The sequence below is a fragment of the Thermosynechococcus sp. OHK43 genome, assembly GCF_014466085.1.
In the GTDB taxonomy this organism is placed as follows: Bacteria; Cyanobacteriota; Cyanobacteriia; order Thermosynechococcales; family Thermosynechococcaceae; genus Thermosynechococcus.
The window spans coordinates 1-11,677 of record NZ_JACOMP010000248.1 but is presented as its reverse complement, the minus strand read 5'-3'; the positions used below and the strand labels follow the sequence as shown (position 1 = coordinate 11,677).

The 11,677-nt window shown below is 53.2% G+C and carries 9 protein-coding genes and 1 pseudogene; 7 read left to right on the top strand and 3 right to left on the bottom strand.

The window, feature by feature from the left end; all coding sequences use genetic code 11:
• The 3 genes and pseudogenes from gmd to H8Q75_RS10750 all read left to right on the top strand — a co-directional run.
• Window positions 1-1,010: GDP-mannose 4,6-dehydratase (gmd, locus tag H8Q75_RS10760; protein ID WP_297041628.1), on the top strand; the 1,010-nt coding region annotated here is incomplete at its 5' end.
• Between the two features lie 2 nt (window positions 1,011-1,012).
• Complete coding sequence (locus H8Q75_RS10755) at window positions 1,013-1,954, top strand: GDP-L-fucose synthase (protein WP_024124096.1); 942 nt, start codon at window positions 1,013-1,015, stop codon at window positions 1,952-1,954.
• A gap of 59 nt (window positions 1,955-2,013) precedes the next feature.
• Window positions 2,014-2,337: pseudogene (locus H8Q75_RS10750) on the top strand (GxxExxY protein); the annotation flags it as partial.
• 215 nt (window positions 2,338-2,552) lie between these two features.
• Here H8Q75_RS10750 and H8Q75_RS10745 read toward each other — a convergent pair.
• A complete protein-coding gene (locus H8Q75_RS10745; protein WP_225871771.1) occupies window positions 2,553-2,711 on the bottom strand; it encodes a hypothetical protein in 159 nt (52 codons plus the stop codon).
• Between the two features lie 94 nt (window positions 2,712-2,805).
• On the bottom strand, window positions 2,806-4,257 hold the full coding sequence (locus tag H8Q75_RS10740) for a pitrilysin family protein (protein ID WP_297041623.1): 1,452 nt from the start codon (window positions 4,255-4,257) through the stop codon (window positions 2,806-2,808).
• A gap of 224 nt (window positions 4,258-4,481) precedes the next feature.
• On the opposite strand from H8Q75_RS10740, the gene H8Q75_RS10735 reads away from it, so the two are divergent.
• Window positions 4,482-7,076: an EAL domain-containing protein gene (locus H8Q75_RS10735; protein WP_297041620.1), complete on the top strand. Its 2,595-nt coding sequence runs from the start codon at window positions 4,482-4,484 to the stop codon at window positions 7,074-7,076.
• On the opposite strand, the gene H8Q75_RS10730 is transcribed toward H8Q75_RS10735, so the two are convergent.
• Complete coding sequence (locus H8Q75_RS10730) at window positions 7,020-8,438, bottom strand: sugar transferase (protein WP_297041617.1); 1,419 nt, start codon at window positions 8,436-8,438, stop codon at window positions 7,020-7,022. The two genes, H8Q75_RS10735 and H8Q75_RS10730, sit on opposite strands and share 57 nt — an antisense overlap.
• 144 nt (window positions 8,439-8,582) lie before the next feature.
• Here H8Q75_RS10730 and H8Q75_RS10725 point away from each other — a divergent pair, with 144 nt between their 5' ends.
• The 3 genes from H8Q75_RS10725 to dxs form a co-directional block, all read left to right on the top strand.
• Complete coding sequence (locus H8Q75_RS10725) at window positions 8,583-9,095, top strand: cofactor assembly of complex C subunit B (RefSeq protein ID WP_297041615.1); 513 nt, start codon at window positions 8,583-8,585, stop codon at window positions 9,093-9,095.
• A 349-nt stretch (window positions 9,096-9,444) separates the two neighbouring features.
• Window positions 9,445-9,696: a hypothetical protein gene (locus tag H8Q75_RS10720; RefSeq protein WP_297041613.1), complete on the top strand. Its 252-nt coding sequence runs from the start codon at window positions 9,445-9,447 to the stop codon at window positions 9,694-9,696.
• Window positions 9,697-9,873: 177 nt separating this feature from the next.
• Window positions 9,874-11,677 (top strand): 1-deoxy-D-xylulose-5-phosphate synthase (dxs, locus tag H8Q75_RS10715; protein WP_297041610.1); only part of this gene is annotated, 1,804 nt, incomplete at its 3' end.

Sequence of the window (11,677 nt, the reverse complement as noted above, 5' to 3'; positions counted from 1 at the left end):
TCCTAGAGAAAGGCTATGAAGTGCATGGCATTATTCGCCGCACCTCCACATTTAATACTGATCGCATTGACCACATTTACGTTGACCCCCACCAAGAGGGGGCTACTCTGCGCCTACACTATGGCGATCTCACCGATGGCGGCACCCTGCGGCGCATTATCGAACTTAGCCAACCTGATGAAATTTATAATCTGGGGGCACAATCCCACGTGCGGGTAAGCTTTGATGCCCCCCAATATACCGTTGAAACTGTTGCCATGGGAACCCTGCGGCTCCTAGAGGCCATTCGCGAATACCAAGAGCGCACCGGCAAACAGGTGAAGTTTTACCAGGCGGGTTCTTCGGAGATGTTTGGTCTGGTGCAGGAGGTACCGCAGCGGGAAACGACGCCCTTTTATCCCCGCAGTCCCTATGCCTGTGCCAAGGTCTATGCCCATTGGCAAACGGTCAATTATCGCGAGGCCTATCACCTTTTTGCCTGTAATGGCATTCTCTTTAACCACGAAAGCCCGCGGCGGGGTGAAACATTCGTGACCCGCAAAATTACCCGTGCCGTTGCCCGCATTGTGGCTGGCCAGCAAAACAAGCTCTATTTGGGCAACTTAGACGCCAAACGGGACTGGGGCTACGCCAAAGACTATGTGCGTGCCATGTGGCTGATGCTGCAACAGGAGCAACCCGATGACTATGTGGTGGCCACGGGGGAAACCCACTCTGTGCGGGAATTTCTCGAGCTGGCCTTTGGGTATGTGGGTCTGAACTGGGAGGATTACGTGGAATTTGACCCCCGCTATCTGCGTCCCACGGAGGTGGATCTACTCTTGGGAGATCCCACTAAGGCAAAAACAGTATTGGGTTGGCAGCCCTCGGTTACATTTCCTGAGCTGGTGGCCCTGATGGTGGAAGCGGATCTCCATGCCGTGGGGATTCAAGGAACCACTCCCAAAACCAGCTCCGACACCGTGCTGGACCTCATTGCGCAGCGACAGTTTATCAGTAAGGCAGACTAGCCATGGATTTGAGTCAAAAAAGAATTCTCGTTACAGGAGGGGCAGGATTTTTGGGATGCCATGTGGTGGCACAGTTGCAGGTAGCTGGCGCCGTCCCTGAGCAAATTACGGTGGTGCGATCGCGCGACTACGATCTACGGCAACTGTCCGCTTGTCAAGCTGTGGTTCAAGGCCAAGATATTGTCATTCACCTTGCTGCCCATGTGGGAGGGATTGGTCTCAATCAAGCCAAGCCCGCCGAGCTGTTTTATGACAATTTGATCATGGGGGCCCAACTCATTGACTGTGCCCATCGCGCTGGCGTGGAAAAATTCGTCTGTGTGGGGACGATTTGCGCCTATCCTAAATTTACCCCCGTTCCCTTCAAAGAAAGTGATCTCTGGAACGGTTATCCCGAAGAAACAAACGCTCCCTACGGCATTGCTAAGAAAGCCCTTCTCGTGCAACTGCAAGCCTATCGGCAGCAGTATGGCTTTAATGGTATTTATCTTCTGCCGGTAAACCTCTATGGCCCCGGAGATAACTTTGATCCTGAGAGTTCCCATGTGATTCCTGCCTTGATTCGCAAAGTGCATACTGCCCAGCAACAGGGGGATTCTCGGATTGCCGTATGGGGCGATGGCACTCCTAGCCGTGAATTCCTTTATGTGGAGGATGCTGCCCGCGGCATTGTCATGGCTACCCAAGCCTACAATGATCCCGATCCTGTTAACCTTGGCACCGGTGAGGAGATCACCATTCAAAATCTGGTGGCTCTAATCTGTGAACTGATGGGGTTTCAAGGTCAAATTCAGTGGCAAACCGATAAGCCCAATGGTCAACCCCGGCGCTGTCTCGATACCACTAGGGCAAAGGAGGCCTTTGGTTTTCGTGCCCAGGTTTCCCTTAAAGAAGGCTTAGAACGTACAATTTCTTGGTACCGTCAGCACGCTACATCCCTATGAAGGACTGGCTCCAGATAATTCAGGAGATTGCCCAAGACATCTTTTAAGAATTAGGAAGTGGTTTTAGCGAGGCGATCTACCAAAAAGCTTTTGAGGTTGCCCTGCGGGAACGGCAAATTGAGTACGAAGAACAACGCAAGGTACCGATTTTCTTTCACGGTTATTTTGTAGGGGAAGCTATTCCCGATCTCATTGTCCGTGACAATGGCCAAGGGGTTGTTGTGGTTGAACTCAAAGCTGTTCAGAATATTGGCGATAAGGAAGTCAAGCAAGTCAGGAAGTACATGGCGACCCTGAAGATTCCTGTGGGGGTTCTCATCAATTTTCCTGCTTCCACAGCAGCAGATCGGCCACCAATCATTGAGGTAAACCTAAGTTCTTAATCCTTCAGAATTCCCCTCTCCTAAAGGCTTGCCCGCTACTGAGCCAGTAGGGCAATCACCGGCATCAGCACCTCTTGATTGGGGGGCGAGGCGTCAACCAAAAAGTTTAGGAGTGCAAGATGGCGTTTAGCTTCGATTCTAGCTCGGCAAGCTGCTCGTTCTGCCTCTGCCATGTTCTTCAATCATTCTTCGTTGCTCTTCTGTAATTCTTTTCTTTAAGGCTCTGCTTGTGCCAAGCGATCTGTTTCTCGATTTCGACGGTTCCACTCAAGGCCGCGATTAACCACTGCCACCAGGAGGGCTGCCACGGTGAGTCGGTTGCTCCAGATGCGGGGGGGCAAGGTATCCGAGGAGGGTGCAGTCGGTCTGGTCATAAAATTTCAGAAAGGTCTGTATCGATAGTCTAGTGATGATTGCTTCACTTGACGCACCTGCACCATATGCTGAATGTCAAAGTTGGTTGCGCCCTTAGGCTGGGTGTTGTCGTTGTTGGCAATTGGTTGTGGGACAGGGGACGCGATCGCCCACAATTAGGGTACGCCATTGGTCTGGCTTTAAGCGGGTTTGTGCCACCCGTTGCAGATCCGCCGCGGTTGCTGCTTTGACAGCTTGCTGATAGCGGAAGATAAAATCCTTCGGCAAATCATAGTATTCGTAGCGCAAGAGGCGATTTAGAATTTGCAGGCGATCGCGAAAATTAAAAACAAATGAGTTGAGAATGCTGTCCTTGGCATAATTTAGTTCTGCTGAGCCAACCGGTTCCTGTTGCAATCGCTCAATTTCCTGGCGGAGGGCGCTGAGAAACTTGGCTGTGGTCTCTGTTTGGGTTTGGCCGACACCATAAAACACCCCCGGATAGTCAAACTCCGGACTCCAAGCGGCATAGACACTATAGGCCAACCCTTGGCGCGATCGCACTTCATTGAAAAGACGCCCGCCAAAGCCATTGAGAACTCCATTGAGGACATAAAGGGTAAACACATCTGGATCCTTGAGGGTTCCCCCCAATTGGCCGGTATAGATGTAGCTTTGGGAGAGATGGGGCCGATGAATTACCACTGTTGCTGGGGAGGTATCAGCCGTCACTGGCGGCAAGGGAGGCAGGGGCGGTAAGTTCGGCGGATCCTGCCATGGGCCAAAAATTGCCGCCAGGCGATCGCCCATTTCCGAGGCATCAAAATCGCCCACCAACCCCAAAATGCAGCGGGAGGGAGCCAGATAGGTCCGGTAAAATTGCTGCACATCGGCAGGGGTAATGTTGGCAAGTGTTTCTAGCTCTTGAGTGCGGGCGTAGGGACTCTTAGGGCCATAAATCAGCTTGTAAAATTCCCGTTCTGCTTGGGCATTGGGTTGATCATCACGGCGTTGAATAATTCCCTGGCGGCGCCGAATCGCCAATTCAAAGCGCTCTGGTTCTACTGCTGGGGCTTGGAGCATTTCCGCCAGTAGGTTCAGTACTGCCTCGCTGTGTTCCTTAAGACTGTTGAAATTAATCCGTCCTAAAGTTTTGCCGACGCCGGATTCAATAGATGCCGCCCGATCCTCCAACCATTCGTCAATTGCAGCAGCCCGGTGGGCTTGGGTGCCCCCTGTGCGAATTAGATCGCCGCTGATTTCTGCCAAACCCACCTGCGCCGGTGGATCCCAGCGACTACCTGCCCGAAAGATCACAGTTCCCCGCACTAGAGGCCACTCGTGATCCTCAAGGAGATAGACCACCATGCCATTGCTCAACTGACGGCGCTCATAGGCCGGTACTTGCAGTTCTGGTAATGGGGGAAAGGTCAATTCGGTGTAGTGCTTGGGGGTCATGGCCATTGCCGGGGAGGGTGGGATCAACCATAGCAGCAGCGCAGATAAAACACCAAGACAGAGCGATCGCCCAAATGAGCGGCACAGTTGTAGACAGACAGCCATCATGGGAATCAGCAGCGGCTAAGAACAAGATAATTGAGTGAAGCTCACTCAGTATCAATAACAGTCAGCAAAAATGACTCTAAGAATTTAAAGAATGGTTAACTCATTCTAGGCAGTGTCAAGAAAAGATTGCATCAGAGTCAGGGAAATTTTCTGGAAACAGGATCAAACTTCAACCCCTAGAATAGGAATCGCAGTATTCTGTCTGCTACCAAAACGGGTGGGATTTGGTAAGCTTTAAGCAAAAACGATTCCCTCAAGTACTCCTTGCCGAGGCCATTGATGTGAAGTCTGATCTGCCGCAGAGATGGCGCCATCTCCTTGTCATTCAGGATCGCGAAGGCCGGCGTACCATTCACTTGGAAGCTGGCACCTATACCATTGGGCGGCACCCCAGCAATAGGATTGTGCTTAAGTCGCCAATGATTTCCCGTCAGCACGCGGTTTTGCTACGGATGTTGGATTCTAGCAGCGGTAACTTTTTCTTTCGCCTCATTGATGGTGACCTCCAAGGAAGGCGCAGTGTCAATGGTCTGACTGTCAATGGCAAGCCCTGCCAGTCCCACATTCTTCAGCATGGAGATGTAATTGTCTTTGGGGGTGATGTGCGCGCCCGCTACCACGTGATCGCTGACATTTCTGACTCAGGGCTCGATCGCTACACGCGCGCCCTCGAAAGATGTAGCCTTCCAGATCAAGCGGTGGCCTCCTGGGGAACTGCCTTCAGCAGCAGTGAAATGTCAGAGGTGACGGAAATTCAACTGCTGCGGTTATCCTCGTTTCCAGAGTTAAGTCCCTATCCCATTATTGAACTGGCTGCCAATGGTCAACTCACCTACCTCAATCCAGCGGCGATTCAGGAATTTCCCGATCTAGGAGAACTGGATGGGCAACATCCGCTGCTATCGCGCCTCAAAAGCTGGTCGTTGCAGGAAAAGCGATTTGCCGTCGAGGAAATCAATGTTGGCGATCGCACCTACGAAGTGACGATCCATATGCTGCGGGAGAGCCAATTAATTCGCTGCTACCTCACTGACATTACGGAGCGCAAACGTTCAGAACTGGCCCTGCGAATTAGTGAGGAACGCTATGCTCTGGCGGCTGAAGCGGCCAATGATGGCCTCTGGGATTGGCACATTAGCAATCGCTCCGTGTACTATTCTCCCCGCTGGGAGCTGCTGATTGGGGAGCCTGCCGGTACCCTCCAACCCACCATCGAGGAATGGTGGCGGCGAGTCCACCCCGATGACCTAGAGCAGTTGCGCCTGAACATAAAGGAGCACCTCTTCGGCACCCGTCCTTACTTTGATTGTGAATTTCGGATAAGGCATCGCGACGGCAGTTACCGCTGGATGCGATCGCGGGGAAAAGCCCTGCGCAACGAGAAGGGTCAGCCCTACCGCATGGGAGGTTCCATGACCGATGTCACGGAGTACCACCTAATTCAGGAGCAAATTCTTCACGATGCCCTCCACGATGCCATGACGGGTCTGGCCAACCGCGTTCTCTTTGTAGACCATCTGAGCCAAGCCATTGCTCGCCGCCAGCGGCGTCCTAACTCCCTCTTTGCGGTGCTGTTTTTAGATGTGGATCGCTTTAAGGTGATCAACGATAGCCTAGGGCACTTAGCTGGGGATCAACTCCTGATTGGCATTGGCCAGCGACTGAGGGCTTGTACTCGCCCTGAGGATACGGTCGCCCGCCTTAGTGGCGACGAATTTGCGATTCTGCTAGAAGACCTCACTGATCCAGCCCAGGCGATGAAAGTAGCAGAACGAATTTTGAACACCCTGGGCCGTCCCTTTCTGCTGGAAGGCCGTGAAATCTTTACCAGTGGCAGTATTGGCATTGCCTTTCCGAGCGAGGACAGTCAGACCCCTGAGGACCTACTGCGGGATGCCGATACTGCTATGTACCGCGCCAAATCCCTTGGCAAGGCTCGCTACGAGGTCTTTAGTATGACGATGCGTGCCCAGACGATAGCCCTCATGAAAATGGAAACGGAGCTGCGACAGGCGGCAGAGCGTGAGGAATTTTTGGTGTACTATCAGCCGATTGTTGATCTATCAACGCTCAAGATTGTGGGTTTTGAAGCGCTGCTGCGTTGGCAACATCCCGAACGGGGCATCATTTCCCCTGGCGAATTCATGGCGGTGGCCGAAGAGATGGGGTTGATCCTACCCATCAGTTGGTGGGTCATGGCAGAGGCTTGCCGCCAAATGCAGCGCTGGGCAGTGGTCTTTCCCCGCAGTCGTGGACTCAGGATTAGTGTCAACCTCAGTGGACGTCATTTTCAACAGGCGGATCTGCTGCCCAAGTTAAGGTCTATTTTGGCGGAAACGGGATTTCCAGCACAGCGACTCTGCCTTGAGGTCACTGAAGGGATTCTCATTGATAACAAGGAGGTGGCGATCGCCACCCTTGAGGAAATTCGGGCCATGGGCATCCCCGTGTACATGGATGATTTTGGCACAGGCTATTCTTCCATGAGCTATTTGCACCGCTTTCCCATTGACACCCTTAAAATTGATCGCACGTTCATTTCTGGCCTCAATTGTGAGGAATCTTCGGCAACAATTGTGCATACCATTCTTATGCTGGCACATTCTTTGGGGCTAAAGGTGGTGGCGGAGGGCATCGAAACCCGCGAACAGTGTCGTGTCCTGCAAGCCCTAGGGTGCAACTATGGCCAAGGTTATTTCTTTGCCCGCCCCCTCTCGGCGCTGCAGGTGGAAAAATTATTAGCGAGACAATCTTTACCGCCTCTAGTACGCCCCAGTACCGAAGAGCACAATACGCAGAGTCTCCACAAGAATTTCTAAATCCAGATTCAGGGACCAGTTGTCAATGTAGTAAAGGTCAAGGCGTGCCGCTTCATCAAAATTGCTAATCCGAGAGCGGCCAGAAATTTGCCACAGCCCTGTAATGCCGGGCATCACCTGATGGCGAATATGATGCCAGGAATGGAAACGGGCAACATCCCGCAGGGGTAGGGGACGGGGTCCCACTAAGCTCATATCTCCCCAGAGGACGTTCAACAGTTGGGGCAGCTCATCAATGCTGGTTTTGCGCAGAAAACTGCCGAGGCGGGTGCGGCGGGGGTCGTTTTTTACCTTGAAGAGAATGCCATCGGCGGATTCGTTTTGTGCCTCCAAATGGGCTTGGAGTTGCGGTGCATCGGCACGCATGGTGCGAAATTTCCACATCTGAAAGACTTGTCCATGGAGTCCCACTCGCTCTTGGCGAAAAAAGATAGGACCTGGGGAGGTGAGTTTGATGGCGATCGCCACCACGACAAATAGGGGCGCCAGGACCACAAGGCCAATGAGGGCCAAAATCACGTCCAAATAGCGTTTCAGCCGATACTCCCAGCCATTGAGATAGGTCATATCTACCCGCAGGGTGGGCAAAGCCGCCACAATTTCCGGGGCGCCCCGTCGGTAAAGCATTTCCAAGCTGGAGGAGATCAACCGTAGGGAAATGCCCTCTTGGCGCAGTTGCCAATAGAGTGCTGAGGCGAGGTGGGCGGGGGGGAGGCCTTCTACGATCACCTCTTGGGCTTGGCAGTTGAGAATCTCCGTCAAGGTTTGCGGTTCGTTGGCCATAGCAGCGATCGCACTGCCGACAATTTTGTAGTTGGCGCGTTGTTCCAGCAGGGCGCTCAGATACTCCTGCCGCTCTGGGGGGGCCACCAGAAACGCCCGTATGGGGCGCCGCAGGGTGAACATTTTGAAGCCCAAACTTACCCCTAGGCGCAAGATCACGGCCAACACGACACTTAGGCCCCAAGCACTAAAAAACAGTGAGCGCGGCAAATCCACTTTGGGGTCATAGAAGTAGGCGATCGCCAGCGCCAACAGGTAGCCCAAGCTCAATACCTTGGCGAGGCGCAAATAATTTTTCCAATGGCCGCGCGGATGATACAGCCCACTCACAGCAATCAAAAACAACAGACCCGCTGCAAACAGCCAAAAGACACTGGGCAATCCCCACCAATACCACCCTGCCAAATCAGGGGGCAAGGGCGCATAGAAGCGATTGAGTTGTAAGCCCAATTTCCAAGCCAACACCAGCCCCCCGAGGTCACTGGTCAGTAGCAGCAGGGCAAAAGCCGTTTCTGAGCGCAGCCCCCTCCAACGGCAGCGGGGTGCCCGAAGATCACGGAGAAAAGCTTGCGAACGCATTATCGAAGCAAGACAACAACAATGGCTAGGGTTTAGTATTCCGCAGAACTGAGGGTGGCGATCGCAGTGCAAGATCTCTTTGCAGACCCCAATAGATGCTTGAGAATGGGGATAGATAGCCCATCAAGCCCCCTGAAAAACGCCATGTCCAGCGACTTAATTTACCCTTCCACCCTCCTGCTCACGAGCCTCTTGGCCATTGGGTTTGTATTTTTTATTCGTGCCTCCACCAAAGAACGCATTGAAACCAAAGAATGGTTCATTGCCCAACCCCTTGCTAAACTTGCTCCCCAGCTCAAGCACTATTTCCAGCAGCGGGGCTACCGGCTCCACGCCGTCAGTGCCGATGGCGCTGAAGTGACCTTTCAGGGACAGGTTGCCGCCAGTCCCTGGATGGCTGCATTCCTCTTTGCCCTAGCTGTTGCCACTACCACAGCCATTGCCTTAGTGTTGATGGTGCTCTTTCCCAACGGCGGTATTTTGGCCTTTGGTCTCGTTGGCCTCACCCCCATTGCCCCCTGGTTCTACTGGCGCGGTGCCCAGCGGCTCGAAACTGTCAAACTCTCGTTGCAACCCCATGGGATCGGAACCCAAGTCACCCTAGAGGGACATCGCGATGAGCTAATCACCTTTGAGGATACTGTGCTGAGGGCATAGGAGAAAGTCGGGGGCATGCTTTAGATCAGGCGCATAACCCAAAAGACAGCACAGGATAATTTTTTGACCACCTGTAATAGAACGGGCAATGACCGACTCCCCGACTACCAGTGCCACCGACCAACGCACGTTTGGCCAACTCCTCCTTGACCTTGATATTCACCTCAGTCCCAAAGAGGTGGATTTTTAGGGGGTAAATTTCGGGTGTATTTGGCCTGTAAGAGCTATCCCTTGACGACAGTGCTCTACGGTGGTGTGAGCGTCACACCGACAGCGAGGGTCGCTTGATTGCTGAAACGGTCAAGCCCGGTTCCTTTGAAATAAATGCCTCCTTCGAGGGAGCCGCCCAATGCAGATGTCCCTGAGTCACCTCAGTGCGATGAGCCAACGCTTGCTGGGAGGTCTCCAAGACTTGGCCACAAGCTACGGTTACCCCAAGCGGTTGGAAACGGATCTCGCGCGGGGAATTCTCGCCAACTATTGGCAACAGTGGCGGCGGGAACGGTTTTACCAATGGGTGATTTGGTTGGTGGAAAATTACACCAATGAATCGACGGCAGAAATTCGTAAATTGAGCACAATAATTGAGCACAATCTATGAAACAGCGTTAGAAATTTATGATTAACTGTTTCGTGATTATTGCGGCTTTTCACCGCGTCTAGGGGCGAAATAATCCCCAACTTCAGCGGGGGACTTTGCTAGAATCAGTCAACAGATAGTTTTTCTGTGGTCAGCGGTAGGCTATCGCTCCTAGGTATCTTGCGAGGTCGGGTTTTTATGCACCTAAGTGAACTTACCCATCCCAACCAGTTGCATGGGTTGTCCATTGCCCAATTGACTCAAATTGCCGCCCAAATTCGCGACAAGCATCTAGAAACTGTGGCGGCGACCGGCGGCCACCTTGGTCCCGGCTTGGGCGTTGTTGAACTCACCCTCGCACTCTACCAAACCCTTGATTTAAATAAGGATCGCGTGGTCTGGGATGTGGGGCACCAAGCCTATCCCCACAAAATGTTGACCGGTCGCTACAACAATTTCCACACCCTGCGCCAAAAAGGGGGGATTGCTGGTTACTTAAACCGGCGGGAAAGTCCCTTTGATCACTTTGGGGCTGGGCATGCCTCCACGAGTATTTCGGCAGCTTTGGGGATGGCGATCGCCCGCGATCTCAAGGGGGAAAACTTCAAGGTAGTGGCCATTATTGGCGATGGCGCCCTGACGGGGGGCATGGCCCTAGAGGCCATTAATCATGCCGGCCACCTGCCCCACACCAACCTGATGGTGGTGCTCAACGACAATGAAATGTCTATTTCCCCCAATGTGGGGGCGATTCCCCGCTATCTGAATAAAATCCGCCTCTCACCGCAGGTGCAATTTATTACCGATAATCTCGAAGAGCAGTTCAAGCATATCCCCTTCTTTGGTGAAAACCTGACCCCGGAGATGCAGCGCATCAAGGAGGGGATGAAGCGCCTTGCGGTTCCTAAGGTGGGCGCTGTCTTTGAGGAATTAGGCTTTACCTATGTAGGCCCTGTGGATGGCCATAATTTAGAGGAGCTGATTGCCACATTCCAGCATGCCCACACCATTCCTGGCCCGGTACTCGTCCATGTTGCAACCGTGAAGGGCAAAGGCTATGCAATCGCCGAGAAAGACCAAGTGGGCTACCATGCCCAAAATCCCTTTGATCTGGTCACTGGCAAGGCCAAACCCTCTAGTAAACCCAAGCCCCCCAGCTACTCCAAGGTCTTTGGCGAAACCCTGACGAAGCTGGCAGAAAATGATCCGCGCATTGTGGGCATTACAGCGGCGATGGCCACGGGCACAGGCCTAGATATTCTCCAAAAACGGGTGCCAAAACAGTACATTGATGTCGGGATTGCCGAGCAGCATGCGGTAACAATGGCGGCGGGGATGGCCACCCAGGGAATGCGCCCCGTAGCGGCAATTTACTCCACATTCCTCCAGCGCGCCTATGACCAAATTGTCCATGATGTCTGCATCCAAAAGCTACCGGTTTTCTTCTGTATGGATCGGGCGGGGATTGTCGGTGCCGATGGCCCTACCCACCAAGGGATGTATGACATTGCCTATTTGCGCTGCCTACCCAATATGGTGCTGATGGCACCCAAGGATGAGGCGGAACTGCAACGGATGATTGTAACAGGCATTAACTACACCGATGGACCGATCGCCCTGCGCTATCCCCGCGGCAATGGCTATGGTGTCGCCCTCATGGAGGAAGGCTGGGAACCCCTTGAAATTGGCAAAGGAGAGCTTTTGCGCTCTGGTGAAGATCTTCTCCTAGTGGCCTACGGCTCAATGGTCTATCCGGCGATGCAGGTGGCGGAAATCCTCAAGGAACACGGCCTGGGTGCTGCCGTGATCAATGCTCGCTTTGCCAAGCCCTTGGATACGGCGTTGATTCTGCCCTTGGCAAAACAAATTGGCCGCGTGGTCACACTGGAGGAGGGCTGCCTGATGGGGGGCTTTGGCTCGGCGGTACTTGAGGCACTGCAGGAGGCGGATATTCTGGTGCCGGTACTGCGTTTGGGGGTACCGGATATCTTGGTGGAGCACG